16 protein-coding genes are annotated in these 15,885 nt (G+C 59.4%); 10 read left to right on the top strand and 6 right to left on the bottom strand.

What is annotated here, in order from left to right; all coding sequences use genetic code 11:
- Positions 1-363 precede the first annotated feature (363 nt).
- Complete coding sequence (locus tag R6U20_RS03475) at positions 364-915, top strand: CPBP family intramembrane glutamic endopeptidase (RefSeq protein ID WP_410336478.1); 552 nt, start codon at positions 364-366, stop codon at positions 913-915.
- Positions 916-944: 29 nt separating this feature from the next.
- On the opposite strand, the gene R6U20_RS03470 is transcribed toward R6U20_RS03475, so the two are convergent.
- The gene (locus tag R6U20_RS03470; protein ID WP_410336477.1) at positions 945-2,237 is read right to left on the bottom strand and encodes a GTPase family protein; all 1,293 of its coding nucleotides are present in this window, start codon (positions 2,235-2,237) and stop codon (positions 945-947) included.
- Between the two features lie 516 nt (positions 2,238-2,753).
- Between R6U20_RS03470 and R6U20_RS03465 the strand changes: the two genes are divergently transcribed.
- On the top strand, positions 2,754-3,413 hold the full coding sequence (locus R6U20_RS03465) for an energy transducer TonB (protein ID WP_410336476.1): 660 nt from the start codon (positions 2,754-2,756) through the stop codon (positions 3,411-3,413).
- Between the two features lie 118 nt (positions 3,414-3,531).
- On the opposite strand, the gene queF is transcribed toward R6U20_RS03465, so the two are convergent.
- On the bottom strand, positions 3,532-4,026 hold the full coding sequence (gene queF / locus R6U20_RS03460) for a preQ(1) synthase (RefSeq protein WP_410336475.1): 495 nt from the start codon (positions 4,024-4,026) through the stop codon (positions 3,532-3,534).
- Between the two features lie 163 nt (positions 4,027-4,189).
- On the opposite strand from queF, the gene R6U20_RS03455 reads away from it, so the two are divergent.
- Complete coding sequence (locus R6U20_RS03455) at positions 4,190-4,423, top strand: hypothetical protein (protein ID WP_410336474.1); 234 nt, start codon at positions 4,190-4,192, stop codon at positions 4,421-4,423.
- 42 nt (positions 4,424-4,465) lie between these two features.
- Here R6U20_RS03455 and accD read toward each other — a convergent pair whose 3' ends face one another.
- From accD to R6U20_RS03440, 3 genes are all read right to left on the bottom strand, one after another.
- The gene (gene accD / locus R6U20_RS03450) at positions 4,466-5,320 is read right to left on the bottom strand and encodes an acetyl-CoA carboxylase, carboxyltransferase subunit beta (RefSeq protein ID WP_410336473.1); all 855 of its coding nucleotides are present in this window, start codon (positions 5,318-5,320) and stop codon (positions 4,466-4,468) included.
- Positions 5,321-5,404: 84 nt separating this feature from the next.
- On the bottom strand, positions 5,405-6,136 hold the full coding sequence (gene tsaB / locus R6U20_RS03445; protein WP_410336472.1) for a tRNA (adenosine(37)-N6)-threonylcarbamoyltransferase complex dimerization subunit type 1 TsaB: 732 nt from the start codon (positions 6,134-6,136) through the stop codon (positions 5,405-5,407).
- Between the two features lie 57 nt (positions 6,137-6,193).
- Positions 6,194-7,723: an aminotransferase class V-fold PLP-dependent enzyme gene (locus tag R6U20_RS03440; RefSeq protein ID WP_410336471.1), complete on the bottom strand. Its 1,530-nt coding sequence runs from the start codon at positions 7,721-7,723 to the stop codon at positions 6,194-6,196.
- 173 nt (positions 7,724-7,896) lie between these two features.
- Between R6U20_RS03440 and R6U20_RS03435 the strand changes: the two genes are divergently transcribed.
- A complete protein-coding gene (locus R6U20_RS03435) occupies positions 7,897-8,790 on the top strand; it encodes a hypothetical protein (RefSeq protein WP_410336470.1) in 894 nt (297 codons plus the stop codon).
- 416 nt (positions 8,791-9,206) lie between these two features.
- On the opposite strand, the gene R6U20_RS03430 is transcribed toward R6U20_RS03435, so the two are convergent.
- The gene (locus tag R6U20_RS03430) at positions 9,207-9,542 is read right to left on the bottom strand and encodes a HesB/IscA family protein (protein WP_410336469.1); all 336 of its coding nucleotides are present in this window, start codon (positions 9,540-9,542) and stop codon (positions 9,207-9,209) included.
- 299 nt (positions 9,543-9,841) lie between these two features.
- On the opposite strand from R6U20_RS03430, the gene sufB reads away from it, so the two are divergent.
- The 6 genes from sufB to R6U20_RS03400 all read left to right on the top strand — a co-directional run.
- Positions 9,842-11,302 (top strand): Fe-S cluster assembly protein SufB, encoded by a 1,461-nt coding sequence (sufB, locus tag R6U20_RS03425; RefSeq protein ID WP_410336468.1) that lies wholly within the window; start codon positions 9,842-9,844, stop codon positions 11,300-11,302.
- A gap of 149 nt (positions 11,303-11,451) precedes the next feature.
- A complete protein-coding gene (gene sufC / locus R6U20_RS03420; RefSeq protein ID WP_410336467.1) occupies positions 11,452-12,219 on the top strand; it encodes a Fe-S cluster assembly ATPase SufC in 768 nt (255 codons plus the stop codon).
- Between the two features lie 90 nt (positions 12,220-12,309).
- Positions 12,310-13,647 (top strand): Fe-S cluster assembly protein SufD, encoded by a 1,338-nt coding sequence (gene sufD / locus R6U20_RS03415; RefSeq protein ID WP_410336466.1) that lies wholly within the window; start codon positions 12,310-12,312, stop codon positions 13,645-13,647.
- A 109-nt stretch (positions 13,648-13,756) separates the two neighbouring features.
- Complete coding sequence (locus tag R6U20_RS03410; protein ID WP_410336465.1) at positions 13,757-14,998, top strand: cysteine desulfurase; 1,242 nt, start codon at positions 13,757-13,759, stop codon at positions 14,996-14,998.
- Positions 14,999-15,070: 72 nt separating this feature from the next.
- The gene (locus R6U20_RS03405) at positions 15,071-15,544 is read left to right on the top strand and encodes a SufE family protein (protein ID WP_410336464.1); all 474 of its coding nucleotides are present in this window, start codon (positions 15,071-15,073) and stop codon (positions 15,542-15,544) included.
- Positions 15,545-15,548: 4 nt separating this feature from the next.
- On the top strand, positions 15,549-15,885 hold a 337-nt coding region (locus tag R6U20_RS03400), incomplete at its 3' end, for an iron-sulfur cluster assembly protein (RefSeq protein WP_410336463.1).

Genomic DNA, 15,885 nt, shown 5'->3' with positions numbered 1-15,885 from the left:
TTTTCACAAGAGTCTAGAATTCCAGTGGATTTGACGGATAGTGGTGTTCTTGTTCGTTTAACGATTGAAGACACTTTGGGTGGGGTAACTTTGGTGTACCTTGATGACGTTTCTGTAGGGGGCGCTCAAGATGACACGTTCATGTGGGCACTGGTGCCACCACAACTACGCCTGAGAGCGCATTGTGGTGTTTGGAAAAAGAGACACCTCGTCTGCACAAACCCAGAGATGACCGCTGCCGTACAGAGAAGTCGTGGTCTTTCTCCTCAAGCCGTACATGCAATGGGCGCGATCAACTCTGACTCCCCAGAAAACACGTCTGGCGAAAATAGGCCTCCCGCCTCCGAGGGGCGGCAGCTCTTCATGGCAGGACTGCTCTTCGAAGTCGGGATGGCGGTGTCGGCCGTGGCGTGGGCGGCGTGGCGTGGGCTGCCGTTGCTGCAAGACATTGGGTGGTCGGTGGATGCATTGGGCATGAGCGTCCTTGCTACGCTTCCCCTAATCGCTGCACTTCTGCTCATGGTGCGTGTGGATGCGCCCTGGATGCAGGAAATAGAAGAACACGTGCGCTCGTTCTTAGGCCCGCTGCTGCGCTATGGCGGACTGCCCGGCATGGCGGTGCTGGCTATTGCGGCTGGCGTGGGTGAGGAGCTGCTCTTTCGTGGCGTCTTGCAGGCGGAACTCGCGATGCTATGGGAGCCGTGGAGTGCCCTTGTCGTGGCCAGCATCGTATTTGGGCTGTGCCACTGGATCACCCCGGCGTATGCGATTATCGCCACGATCATGGGCGCGTACCTGGGTGGACTCTACTGGTACACCGGTGGACTGCTGGTGCCAGTGCTGGTGCACACCCTCTACGATTTCGTTGCGTTTGTCTACTTTGCAAAGACGCAGCCGTCACCTCAGTCAGCATAGGGGGATGAGGAGGCTTTCCGCCACTGCGGTCAGGTGGATTCGGAGTTGGGATGGGTATTCAGATCATCGGGCGCCGCCTTGCGCCCCTCCTCAAACGCATCCTGAAATTGCGCCTCCAGGTTGTCTGTCTGGCCACGCAAGAAGTACGATGTGGCGGCGGTGCCCACCGCATACGTGCCCGCATAGGCCACGCTGGCCGAGACCGCCTGCCCGAAGCCGGGGACGAACTGCACGAGCGCACGGGCCGCCTCGCGCAGTACAAACCCCGCTCCTACGTTGACGCCAGCAGCAGCTAAGAACTCGCGGGCGGTCTCCAGATCCATACGGCGTCCGCCCAGATAGCCGATGGCCATCACCAGAAACACCTGCGCGGTGGTAATCGGCGCGATGTCGGCGAGTGGCGTGGGCGTGGCCGCGATGCCGGCGCACACCATGGCCGTGCTTTGTGTGAGCCGGTTGGCGATGAGCTTCTGCAGCGCCTGCATCCGCGAGAGGCGGGCAAACTCGACCTGGGCCTCGTCGGGAAGCTGGGTGAGCAGGTACTCCACGAGCGCCTCGACCTGCCAGCGCGCATCGGCACGGCGGCGGCCCTGTGCATCCCACGACTGGTAGAGCGCCACGCCAAAGGTGCGCACCATGGCGTCGGCAAGCGCCGGGTAGGCCTCCATTTTGTCGGTGAGATGCGACTGCACCGCCTCCACCCGTTCCTGTTTTTCTTGAAGTTCGGCAGGATCCTCGTCGTCGGGTTGATGCAAACGCACGTACTGCGGTTCGAGCACATCGCAGTGGGTAACCACGCCCACGATGGGAGGGCGATGACCGTGCATCTCTTTCACGTCGTCGGCAATGGACGAGAGCGCCTCCAGGTCGCCATCAATGGCGGCATCGACCTCTTGCGCCTTGATGAGGAAGAGGAGCACATCGGGTGCGGTGTCCGAGAGGGCTGCGCGGATGGAGGCTTCAGGGCTCTCGGCGGTGTCAGATTCGGTGGGGGTTGAGCCTTCTTGCAGGCCGCGGGTGTCGAGCACCTCCAGTGTGCCCAGATCACTCTCGTACGTGTACCACTGCGCGGCACCGGTCTGAGCGGTTTCGTGGCCTACAGCGGCCACCTCCTCCCCAAAAAGCGCGTTGATGAGCGAGGATTTGCCGCTGCCCCGGCGTCCGACCAACGCAAAGCGCGCTGGACGCTTTTCCAAAAGCAGGGTGCGCAGCTCTTGAAGATGCTGCCGCACGCGTCCGGTAAGCGAGCCTGGCAGCTTATCGAGGTGCTGGTCGAGGCGTTTCAGTGTGTCAATCAGCGTGGTGCGGGAAGCGTCGGGCATAAGCTGGGACCATGCGAGTCAGCAATGTAGAGAAGCAATGGGTTAAAGGAAAATACGTACGAGATTCTGCACAGTGAGGTTGCTTTTGCATCTCCCGAACTGAAAATGTATGCAACCGAAGCAGACGTCTCATACCACCCCCGTCTGCTCCGTTGCAAGGAAGGGTGGAGGTGTGGAAGGGTGAACAGGCGGATGAGAAAAACATTCATCCGTCCTCCCGTCCATCGATGTATCCCCACACGAGGCTGAAGGCCGACTGACGACGTACATCCGGTGCGCTGCCGAGAAGAGATACGGCGATGCTGCAACCGGATTGGGTCTCATAATGGCACGAAGCTATGGAAAAAAGGGACTTGGCGCCGTTTCGCGGGGTGCGTTTTGGGGCGACCGTGCGTTGTTGTGTGGGTCTGTTCTGCGAAACATCTAAGGTACAGGTTCGTAGCGTTTATGCGAATATCTGATAGGGCTCTGCCCGCTTCCGTCGATCCCCTTATTGTTGAATAGGCATACACACTTATGGCTTCCCGCAAAAAGCCCGGCGCAGACTTACGGCGCGACTACCCGCTTTACGTTCAGGTAGGGATGGTAATTACGCTTGTGATCTTGGTTACGGCGTTTAACGTGAGCTACGACTCGCGCGGCGACTTCCAGGTCCAGCTTGAAGAGCAGGATGTGGTTGAGATGGAAGAGATTAAACAGACTGAGCAAGAGAGAACCCCTCCCCCCCCACCACGCCCCCCGGTGCCCGTTGAGGTGCCCAACGACGAGGTCGTTGAAGACCAGGAAGTCGATTGGGACTCCAGCTTGGACTTTGACGAAGAGCTTGACAGTGGGCCTCCGCCTGACGAAGGAGGAGAAGAAGAAGAAGAAGAGCAAGAAATCTTCGTTGCTGTTGAAGAGAGCCCCGAACTCATCGGTGGAATGGATGCGCTCTATGAAGAGGTTGAGTACCCGGACTTTGCACGCCGTGCTGGAATCGAGGGCCGCGTCGTGGTGCAGTTTGTGGTTGATGAAGAAGGAAATGTCACCGATCCCCGGGCACTGAGCTCACCACACAGTTCGCTTGAAGAGGAAGCAATTCGGGCCGTAAGTGAAATGAAGTTTGAGCCAGGAAAACAGCGCGACCGTGCCGTGCGCGTGCAGATGTCGCTCCCGGTTATGTTTGAACTGAACTAAAGCGGCTCAATCTATCGGTTCGATCCCATAGCGAAAGCGCCGTCCAGATAGCCGGGCGGCGCTTTCTGTTGTGGGGGCAACATCTGTTGTGGGGGCAACATGAGTGCTGTGCGGCTTCCTACTGCTCGGTGCTGTCTACGGTGCACGTGGTATTGATGCCGCCACGCACATTGTACTCGGTTGTTACGGTCAGCATCTCCGGATTTTCCAGTTCGGCTTTTATATCCTCAAACAGCAGGGCAGTAATGTCTTCTTGCGCCGCCCCAATATCGCGCCACGACATGAAATAATACTTCAAACTCTTAAGCTCCAAAATCCAATTGCCTGGGATGTAGACGACCTCAACGGTGCCGAAGTCGGGCAACCCAGAAAACGGGCAGCGCGCCGAGAATTCGCCCGGCTCGGTTTTGTACACTACGCGCTGGCGGACGTCGTGCGTGTACGGGAGGCGGTCGATGTGGTCTTGCCGCGTGTCGGGCGGTAGAAACGGGCGGATGTGCCCCTCGGGTTCAACGCCGAACTGGCGCATATATTCGAGCGCCGCCTCGGTGTGTTCAGCGGCGTGCTCAATCCACTCGTTGGCTGAAGACGGAGATGATATAGATGAATCCATGGGGTAGTCGAAAAAGGGAGATCAGCAGGTCGTAACAATGTAGGACGGAGCCTGGACGCATCCGAACGCAGGACTACACACTGTGTTAACAGTCCTAAGATGAACGCACGGTTGCACAATAGCTTTCACAACAGCATCCTTCTGAAAACGACGGTAAACTGCTATGACATTTCTGGCTTTTGTGGTGATACCCACGCTGGTATTGGCCTGCATCTTAGCGCCTGTGTTGCTTAGCATGGGCGAAGGGGGAACGGGGCGCTCGGACACGGGCGACGGTCCTCCGCCTAACAACGACGATCCGCCCCCTTCGCCCGTGCGCGGCGATTCGGCCACCGTACCGCTCGCGTCGATCACAGTTGACAAAACCCCACGTCCACATCGGCAGTCGCGCAAGTGAGGGCATGGCAGCTTTTGCGTGGCGCCGCAGCCTTGCTTTGTGCTATGCGTTCTCTTCCATGATCAGGTTAAGCAGTGTAATCACACGCCGTTGTAGCTGGCGGCGATCAACGACCATGTCTACAAAGCCATGTTCGAGCAAGAACTCGGAGCGCTGAAAGCCGTCTGGCAGGTCGGAGCCAATTGTTTCACGGATGACGCGTGGCCCGGCGAATCCAATAAGTGCCTCGGGCTCCGCAATGTGGATGTCGCCCAGCATGGCAAACGAGGCTGTGACGCCGCCGGTGGTGGGATGCGTAAGAATAGAGATGAACGGCAGCCCGGCGTCTTCCAACCGGGTAAGATGAGCACTGGTCTTTGCCATCTGCATAAGGCTTAGCGCCCCCTCCATCATGCGGGCGCCTCCGCTCTGTGTAATCGTGATAAGGGGATAGCCGTTGGTGTAAGCGCGCTTAATCGCACGCGCAATGATCTCGCCCACCACCGAGCCCATTGAGCCCCCGATGAACGAGAAGTCCATGGCTGCAATCGACGTCATGTGGCCTCCAACCGGACCGGTAGCGGCTTGCACGGCCTCGTTCTGTGAGGTTTTCTGTTGAGCCTTCTCCAGTCGTTGCGAATACGGCTTGCGGTCCTCAAAGTCCAGCACGTCGGTCGAATACAAGTCCGTGTCGTGCAGGGTAAATGAGTCGTCATCAAAGAGCAGGTTGAAGTAACGGTGACTGTTCATCCCAAAGTGGTAACCCGAGCCCGGAAACACCAGCAGGTTGTCTTCGACCTCTCGACGGTTGACGATTTCGTCAGTTTTGGGACACTTCACCCACTGCCCCTCGGGCACTTCGTTTTGGTCGTCGCGCTTCGTAAGAATACCTGCTTTCTTGCGGTGAAACCACGCCATGCCAACAGAGAGTCAATGTATGAGCAGAAGGTGAGGAGCAGTATACAATCCATGGCGGACGGTGTCTACCGTGCACGTCTGGATTTATACCGATTTAGCGGACGGTGTGCCGTGAAAGGCTTTGAGGTACGCCGGTTCCACCGTGCGCGGGTCTTCGTGTAGACCCTTACGGGCACGTGCCCGTCCGCGTTGTGCTACATGCTCGGCTGATAGCGCTCGGTATGGAGCAGGCACAACCCGCACGGTATGCACTGCCGATTGGGCTGCCGGGTGCGTGCGGATTGGATCTGCCGCCTTCTGGGCTGCAGGGCCGGTGCACCAGATCGTGCCTTCGCTTTCTGCAGCGTCCCACACCGCATCGGCCAGGGCCGACGTGTTGTACGGTCCCGCGTCGTGGGCGGGCGACCAGCCGTTGAATGTGCACTGGTAGGCCGCCGCAAATACGTCGTTGCGTCGTGCATCGAGGGCGGGCACGACGAGGTCGTTCGGAGCGACCCACGGGGCAAGCGCATACGCAGCGGCTTCAAGCGTAGGCACCGGAATGAGGGGCAGATCGCGGGCCATCGCAAAGCCTTTGGCAGTGCTCATGCCAATCCGGAGTCCGGTGTACGACCCCGGCCCCGATGACACCGCTACCGCATCCACCTGCTTGGGGGCAAGCTCCGCATGCTCCAGGGTATCGTTGAGGAGCGGCACCAGGCGAGCAGCGTGCACACGTGGGCGATGGATGTGAGCAGCCGCGCGGCATACGCCGTTGTGCCACACCGCCACGCCACAGGTGGTGTCGGCAGTTTCAAGGGCCAGCAGGGTTGTCATGACAGCAGGAGGGAGGACGGGAGGAGTGTACTACATCGTAAGGGCTACGCTCACGTGCTACGCATTGAGCGGGGCATGAGCAGCAAGCCAGCGATCGGCCGATCCGGTAAGACTGAATTCATCGGTAGGAGGAGCGTCAAAATCGGTGTGCACCCAATCGCCGCTGCCATCGCGGACCGGGCGATACTGGTCGCGGTACCAATCGGACCGAGCGGTCAGGTCGCGCAGGGCTTCAACCGCGGCATCGACATCGGCGCGGGTGTTGTAGAGGCCAAACGAAATGCGTACCATGCCTGGCTGCGTGCGCGGGCCACAGGTGTCGGTACAGTCGGGTGGAGCTACGCCCGACGCGTCGGCAATGCCCAGGAGTTGTCGTACAAACGGCTGGGCGCAGAAGCACTCGTTGCGCACAGCGATGCCGAAATAGTCGTTCAAGGCCGCGGTAACGAGCCCATGCGGCAAGTCGTGCAGGTTCAAAGTGATCACGCCAATGCGCTCGGCCACCTCCATCCGGTGTGAGCCGTAGATGGTGAGTCCGTCGATCTCGTGGAGCGCGCTCATCGCATACTGGGTGAGGGCCTGCTCATCCGCCTCAACGGCGTCCATGCCAACGCGCTGTAGGATGCGCAGGGTAGCGCCCAGGAGCAGCGATCCGGGCAAATTTGGGGTACCGGCCTCTTCACGCTCAGGGAGCGCATCGGTGACGTCGTAGCGCTTTGCATCTACAAACTCGACAATACCGCCGCCTACAATCTCGGGCTCATGATCGGCAAACAGGGTCTTGCGCGCCACAATGACTCCGGGACTGCCGGGCGCGTAGATTTTGTGTCCGCTCAGGCATACCACGTCGAGCGCTTCGTTGGGCGTATCGCCGGGGATGTGGATGGGACGGTGCGCGGCAGACTGGGCCGCATCGACCACGCAAAGAGCGCCGACCTCGTGCGCCGCGGCTGCAATTTTGTGTACGGGGTTGGCTACGCCAGTTACGTTTGAGGCGGCTGTTACCGCCACGTAGTTCAGGCGGTCGCCGTGTTCGTGGATTGCAGACTGCAACTCCGCCATATCTACGCGACCCGCATTGCCGTCCGGATCGACCTCCAGCGGCACATGCACCACCTGATTCATGTGCTTGCGGTGCGGCAGGTCGTTGGCATGATGCTCCATGAGGGTGGTAATGGCGACATCGCGCTCGGGGCGCTGCGCGGCCAGCAGGCGCGCCATGCGGTTGAGTCCGCCGGTAACGCCTGTGCCGCAGAAGATCGCGGTGTAGGAGTCTGGGGCTCCCACAAACGAACGCACCGTGTCATGCGCCTGGGCATACGCCTCGGTCATGATGCGGGCCCCGTGGTGCAGATGCGAGTGCGTGTTGGCATAGTGTTGCATGGCCTCCTCCACAACTGCCTCGGCGCCTCGGAACCGCAGGTTGGAGGCGGCGCTGTCCAGATAGACGCGTGGCCCCGTCGTGCCATCAGCGCGCGGGTAGGTAGTGGCCTGCCCGGTAAACTGATCGCGCAGCGCGTCAATCTGCTGGCGGCGTGCCGTGAAGGGAGCGGTGGCGAGCGGAGAAACAGACTGAGTGTGCGACATAGCAGTCAGCGGACGTTGGTGAGACAAGCGCGCTGGTATAGAATTACTTTTAATATATGGAGTTCTAACGACTTTCGCATCCGGATGCAGACGAAATTTGCATCCGCTTAGGCGTTGCGTTCTATTACAGGATGTATTCGCTGCCAATCCATCGACCCGTTGCTACTGTGCTCATGAAACGGTTTGCCCGCGCCTCCCACGGCATCGAAGGGCTTTGCTGGAAAATAGGGATGTTTTTGATCTTAGGTTGGGCACTGCTTCCCGCCTCTACAGCCGCCCAGAGCCTGTGGCTCCCTCCATATCAACCCATGCAGTTTGGGGTGGAATCCGTGCAGCCCGATATTCGCGACCTCAAAGGCGTGTCGGGCGCGTACTTCGTTACGGGAACTGTATCACTCACTTCGGGCACCGAGTTTGTCGCCGAAATGCCCGTTGCATACTTTCGAACCGACGCAGAGCGCTCCGGGGCAGATACGAAGCTGGGCAATCCTTACGTGGGACTGGCGCTGACTCCAAAGCGCTCTCCACTGATGATCGAGGTGGGCGGGCGTATTCCTATTGCCGAGAATGCGTCTACGACGGTGCTGGGGCAGCATGCCGAGGTGGGGCGCCCGGGGGCCTTTCTACCGGAAGGCGGGATGTTTACGGTAGCCGGAAACACGCGGCTGATGTTTTCGGAAAGCACGAGTCTGCGGCTTCGGGCTGGCGGATTTTACGCACACTCGACCGAGGCGGCTCGCGCTCCAAGCATGCCTAAGGTAGACCGCGATCTGTTTGTCCAATACGGCTCAGTGTTGTGGTATGAGGGGGATACGTTTACAGGCGGACTCGGATTTACGGGACACGCCAACCTAACAGGTCAGGGAAACTACGGGCAGAAGAGCCGGCACGATCTGGCAGCTACGATACACATCACAGGCGTGCCCATTGTTAAGCCCGGCATCTTTGCAGCGTGGAATATCGACGACGAGCTTCGCTATGCCAACTCCTCGGGACGGGCACAAGACGCCCGCCGCAATATCACATCGTGGCGCTTTGGGGTGAGCCTCTCTACCACGCTGTACTGAACTGTATGCAAACGTAACGCGCCGGAGTGTTACGGCAGGGACGGCGATATCACCTCTCATTTTGATGGTTGCCTTGCAATCGGCCCTCACGAAGCCTGTCGTGGTGAGCGCAGTCCCGCCCCCTGTGGCTCCGACTGCTGTCGGAGGAACCATCTCCTCGGTGCTCAGCGGCGCTCTAGGCGATTGAATGGCCCTTCCCATTTCGGAGGAGATCTTTATTCACTGCGTTCATCAGTCGCTTCGCTCGTGTCAGGACTCCTACCGACAGCTGTCAGTATCCGCAGTCAAGATGACACCATGTAAACGGGGCATGTTGTAACCCAACCATTGACGTGTGACAGAGCAGTAGATCTGCTTGTAGAATCAATGATAGTGCAGGCAGAGAAACGTTCGCCACGCGCAACCCGCACATCTCGCTACACGCCGAATGACTCCCCACAGGCACAAGTGCGCGATGCCTGGGGATTCATAAAGTGAAAGCCCTCGCCATCAAGGCCGTCGGTGAAGTCCAATTCTGAGCCATCGAGATAAAGCGCACTGCGCTGATCGGCAACCACCGTCAGGTCATTACCCACCTGATGCATTTCGTCGGTGTCCTGCAGCGTAGTATCCCAGCCCAGATCGTAGGTGAGTCCGGAGCATCCGCCCGGCACCACCGCGATGCGCAGATACGTATCGGCAAGGACAACCGATTCCTCGTCTGCTACGGTGCGAAGCTGGTGCTGAGCGCGGTCGGTGATGTCAATCTGCATAGTAAGAGGCAGGTAAGTGCATGTCCAATACGACAAGATACGTACCTCCTGGTCAATTCAGAGGTTTCTATTTAAGGCATTCGGAGCGCCCCTGTGCATGCTGTGACAGGAGCGGCAACATCAAGGTGCAATTAAATAGGAACGGCACCCGTCTATGCCGGAACGGCCCTCCCTCATGCATGTTGTAACCCCGTGTTTACACCAAGAGCCCCGAGCGTAAACCATCGTTTACACTGGTATATTGCGCTCAGTGCGGCCTCTGATTCGCGCCCTGTCCGATCCACGTATTCCGATGCCCCATGAGTACCTCTGAAACCGAGTATCTTGAAAACGTAGCCAACCAGGAATACGAACATGGTTGGCGTACCGATATCGAGTCTGAAACGCTTCCTGAAGGGCTCGACGAAGACATTGTTCGCTACATTTCTGAACGCAAAGACGAACCCGAGTGGTTGCTGGAATGGCGCCTGAAGGCTTTCCGCTACTTTAAGCGTCAGGTGGAGGACGGCAACTACCCCGACTGGGCTCACCTCGACTACGAGCGGCCCGAATTCCAGGACATGCGCTATTTCTCGGCGCCGAAGGAAAAAGCCAGCTACGACAGCCTCGACGAAGTCCCGGATGAGATTCTGGAGACGTTCGAGCGCCTCGGCATCCCACTTGAAGAACAGAAAGCGCTGACCGGTGTGGCCGTAGATGCGGTCATGGATAGCGTGTCGGTGGCGACGACCTTCAAGAAGAAGCTGAAAGAGAAAGGCGTCATCTTCATGTCGTTTGGGGAGGCGGCCCGCGAGCATCCCGAGATCGTGAAAGAGTATCTTGGGCGCGTGGTGCCGTACACCGACAATCTGTTCGCTGCGCTCAACTCGGCGGTCTTCAGCGACGGCTCGTTTGTCTACGTGCCTGAGGGTGTAACCTGCCCCATGGAGCTGTCGACGTACTTCCGCATCAACGACCAGAACACGGGCCAGTTTGAGCGTACGCTCATCATTGCCGAGCCCGACAGCTACGTAAGCTACCTGGAGGGCTGCACCGCGCCCATGAACCAGAAGCACCAGCTACACGCAGCGGTGGTGGAGCTGATCGCGCACGAAGACGCGGAGATCAAGTACTCCACGATTCAGAACTGGTATCCGGGTACGAAAGATGGCGAGGGCGGTGTATACAACCTCGTCACGAAGCGCGGCATCTGCGAAGGTGATCGCTCCAAGATTAGCTGGACTCAGCTCGAAACCGGATCGGCGGTTACGCAGAAGTACCCGTCGGTTATCCTGAAGGGCGATGAGTCGGTTGGTGAGTTCTACTCGGTAGCATTCACCAAAGGCCATCAGCAGGCCGATACGGGCACGAAGATGCACCACATCGGCAAGGATACGAAGAGTACCATCATCTCGAAAGGGATCTCTGCGGGCGTGAGCAACAACAGCTACCGCGGGCTGGTGAAGGTGGGCAAAAACGCCGAAAATGCCCGCAACTTCTCACAGTGCGACTCGCTCCTGCTGGGCGACACGTGTGGCGCGCACACCTTCCCGTACATCGAGATTGGCAACCCTTCGGCTAAGGTCGAACACGAGGCAACCACCTCGAAGGTGGGCGAAGACCAGATGTTCTACTGCCACCAGCGCGGCCTGGGCGAAGAGGAGGCGCTGAAGCTCATCGTGAATGGCTTCTGCCAGGAGATTCTGGCTGAGCTGCCGATGGAGTTTGCCGTGGAGGCGAAAGAGCTGCTTGCCATTGAGCTGGAAGGCAGTGTGGGATAAGACCCGGAGACTGTTCGCCTGTGCGAACCATGCTTCCAATGAGGATGCGGGAGCGCCCGGGGACTGCGACTTCTCGCGCCGTTCGTGGCGCTCCCTTTGCATCCCTCTAAATCCAACTTTTTACGACTAAACGACTGATATACTGACATATGGCACTCCTTGAAGTAGAAAACCTGCACGTAAGCGTGGAGGACGAAGACATCGAAATTCTGAAGGGCGTAGATCTCACCATTAACGAGGGTGAGATACACGCCATTATGGGGCCAAACGGCTCGGGCAAGAGTACGCTGGCGGCGGTGCTGGCCGGACGCGAAGAATACGTGGTGACGGAAGGATCCATCCGTTACAAGGGCGAAGACCTGCTGGAACTGGAGGCGGAAGAGCGTGCTGAAGAAGGCGTGTTTCTGGCGTTTCAGTATCCGGTGGAGCTGCCGGGGGTGAGCATGACAAACTTTCTGCGTGAGGCGGTGAACTCCGTTCGTGAAGCACGCGGCGAAGACGAACTGGGCGCTGCCGACTTCCTGAAACTGGTGCGCGAGCGTGCTAAGCTTGTGGATCTGGATCCGGACCTGGTAAAGCGCTCGGTGAATCAGGGCTTTTCTGGCGGCGAGAAGAAGCGCAACGAAATCTTTCAGCTGGCGATGCTGGAGCCCACGCTGGCGGTGCTCGACGAAACCGACTCGGGCCTCGACATTGACGCGCTGCGCACGGTGTCGGATGGCGTGAACAAGCTGCGTGCCGATGACCGCTCCTTCCTTCTGATTACCCACTATCAGCGCCTGCTCGACTACATTGAGCCGGATCATGTGCACGTGATGGTAGATGGCCGCATCGCCGAATCAGGCGACAAGGATCTGGCCATCCGTCTTGAAGAAGAAGGCTACGAGCGCTTCCAGCGCGAGCCCGCGGCGGCCTAAGCGGATGCTGCTTCCCATGGCCCGGCAGCCTCATGCTGCCGGGTGGGGCTTTATATCGCCACTTGTTGTACCAGCATTCCCCAACTATTTATGTCTACTACGACTCTCGACACCAACGCCCAGCCTATTGACCGATTTGTGTCGGCCTTTCAGGTGAACCACGGGCAGGCCCTCAACGGGACCAATACCTCGGTTGCGGAGCGGCGTGAGGCCGCTATCCAGCGCTTTCAGGAGCTGGGCGTACCCACGCGCAAGCAAGAAGCCTGGAAGTACACCGACATCGCTTCGATCCTGGACCGCCCCTACACGCTTCCGCTTGGCCCCGAAGAGGCCGACGTGTCGGCCGAGGACCTGGCGCCGTATCTGATTGACGATCTTGACGCGCACGTACTTGTGCTCGTGAATGGGCGGCCCGACCACGCGCTCTCGCAGCTCGACGCACTGCCTGAGGAAGTGACGGTAGGATCGCTCAAGGACGCGGGTGAACATCCGGCCTTTAACGCGCACTACGGCGAATACGCCGATGTCGAAGAAGAGACGCTTACCGCGCTTAACACGGCGTTTGTACAGGATGGCGCGTTCATCCATGTGCCCGAAGGCACTGAGGTCGAGCAGCCCATTCTGCTGTTGCATGTAAACGCTGCACAGGATGACCTGCTTATGCAGCCGCGCCACCTGTTTGTGGTAGAGGCAGATGCAAAAGCCCGCGTCATTGGGCGACAGCTGAGTCTTACCGACGCCCGCACCTTCACCAACACGGTGACGGAGATGTTCGTAGGCGAGCGGGGCTATCTCGATCACTATGTGATTCAGGAGGAAGACGACAACGCCTCGCAAGTGCTGAGCCGCTTCGGCTATCATAAAGACGACAGCGTGCTCTCCACTGATACGTTCACCTTCAGCGGCGAGGTCGTGCGCAACAACATGACGCTGACGCCCGACGGCCCAAATTGCGAAACCAACCTGTACGGGCTCGTCATTGGGCATGGCAGCATGCACGTTGATAACAACACCCTGGTCGACCATGTGCACGCCGACTGCGTGAGTAACGAGCTGTACAAGCACATCCTGAACGACCAGTCCACCACGGTTTTCAACGGCAAGGTGTTCGTGCATCGCGACTCGCAGCGCATCGACGCGTACCAGTCAAACGACAGCCTGGTGCTGAACAACGACGCGCAGATCTACACCAAGCCCGAGCTTGAGATCTACGCCGACGATGTGGTGTGTAGCCACGGCGCCACCGCTGGTCAGTTGGATGAGGAGGGCCTCTTCTATCTGCGCTCGCGTGGACTCAGCCAGGAGCGCGCTCGCATTCTGATGATGAAGGCCTTTGCGCAAGACGTGATCGACGTGGTTGAGATTGAGCCGCTCAAGGCGCTCATCGAAGACCGCGTGCAAGACCGCCTGCACACCTTTGCACGCTAAGCGGGCCTTGTTGAAAGCCCCTTTTGCGCAAAGCATTCTCCGTAAAACTTTCTAACGCCGTGGGCCAATCGGGGTCCACGGCTTTCTTCCGACGAACCCCTGTGCTGATATGCCTGTCTCTGCGCCCCCCCGGTTCGACGTTGATACGATGCGTGCCGAGTTTCCGGCCCTGCATCAGTCGGTCTATGAGGATACGCCGCTGGTGTATCTCGACAACGCCGCCACCACGCAGAAGCCACAGGCGGTGCTTGAACGGATGGAAACGTACTACGCCTACGAAAACAGCAACGTGCACCGGGGCGTCCACAAGCTGAGTCAGGACGCCACCGACGCGTTTGAGGACGCCCGCCAGGCCGTGGCCGATCTGATCAACGCGCCCTCCTCCGATCAAATCATCTTTACGCGCGGATGCACCGAATCGCTGAATCTGGTGGCGCAGACGTTTGCGCGTCCACAACTCGGACCGGGCGACACGGTGGTCGTTACGCGCATGGAGCACCACTCTAACATTGTGCCGTGGCAGATGGCGTGCGAGTCCACTGGGGCCACGCTCAAGGTGTGGCCGATGCATGACGACGGCACGCTCGACATGGAGGCCGGGCGCCAGTTGCTGGCCGAGGAGCCGTTCCTGCTCGCCATGGGGCATGTCTCTAATGCACTGGGCACGATTCACCCGGTCGCATCCATCATCGACACGGCCCATGACCACGGCGTGCCCGTGGTGGTCGACGGGGCGCAGTCCATGGCGCACCTGCCGGTGGATGTGCAGGCGCTGGATGCCGATTTCTATGCCTTCTCGGGCCACAAGATGTTCGGGCCCACCGGCATTGGCGTGCTCTACGGAAAATACGACCTGCTCGACCGCTTGCCGCCCTACCACGGTGGCGGCGACATGATCGATGAGGTCTCGTTCGATGGAACCACCTACGCCGATCTGCCCCACCGGCTGGAGGCGGGCACCCCGCACATTGCGGGCGTCATCGGGCTCGGGGCAGCCGCGCAGTTTGTGCAGGACCTGGACCACGAGGCCGTGCAAGCCCACGAAGACGATGTGCTGCAGTACGCACACGAGCAGCTTGCGACGATCGACGGACTGCGCCTGGTGGGCACTGCGCCCGAGAAGACCAGCGTGTGCTCGTTCGTGTTCGACGACATCCACCCGTACGACGCGGGCACCATTCTCGACCGCCTGGGCATTGCCGTGCGCACCGGCCACCACTGCACGCAGCCGCTCATGAAACGGCTCAACCTGCCGGGCACGATTCGGGCGTCGCTTGCGCTCTACAACACCCGTGAAGACGTAGACCGTCTCGTGAAAGGCCTCGACCGGGTGCAGACGATGTTTGGGTGATGCGCATGGATCGCTCGTGAGGTGCCATCCGTTCGTATCCCCCGACTGTTTCTCGAACTGCTTGTTTGTGTTATGGCTGATACACCACCCACCATCGATGAGCGGGCGCACGCCATCGTCGATGACTTTTCGCTGTTTGACGATTGGATGGGCCGCTACGAGTATCTGATTGAGATCGGACAGAAGCTCCCCCCCATGGACGATGCGCTCAAAACCGACGCCACGCGCATCCACGGGTGCCAGTCGAAGGTGTGGATTCACACCGAACGCGACCAGCACCGCATGAGGATGCAGGGCGACAGCGATGCCATGATTACGAAGGGCCTGGCGGGGCTGCTCATCCGCGTGCTCGATGATCAGCCGCCCGAAGCGGTGCGCGAGGCCAACCTCTCGTTCATCGACGACATCGGGATGCGCGAGCACCTGTCCTCGACCCGCAACAACGGCCTGCATTCCATGATCGAGCAGATTCGGACGCGGGCCGCCCGCCTCGCCGAATCCGCCGAGGCCGAATCCGACTCCGCTGTTTCATCCTCCAACGCATAACGCTATGCCCGATTCTCCGCCGAACCCCCCGACCGATACCGACGCCGCTCCTGACACCACCGTCGACGCCGAGGATCCGCGCCTTGACGACAGCCGCGAACTGGAGCGCCCGGATACGCTCCCGGCGCACATGCAAGACGCGCCCGACGAGCATACCGAGCTCTACGAGCGCATTGTGGATTCGCTCTCGGAGATCTACGACCCCGAGATCCCGGTTAATATCTTCGACCTGGGATTGATCTATAACATCGACATCCACGACGACAAGTACGTGGATGTGCTCATGACGCTAACCGCGCCGAACTGTCCGGCAGCGGGGATCCTGCCGGGTCAGGCGGAAG

The sequence above is a fragment of the Longimonas sp. genome (assembly GCF_046498435.1).
Lineage (GTDB): Bacteria > Bacteroidota > Rhodothermia > Rhodothermales > Salinibacteraceae > Longimonas.
Note: the sequence above shows the minus strand (reverse complement) of the source record. Positions and strands in the feature narration are given on the sequence as shown.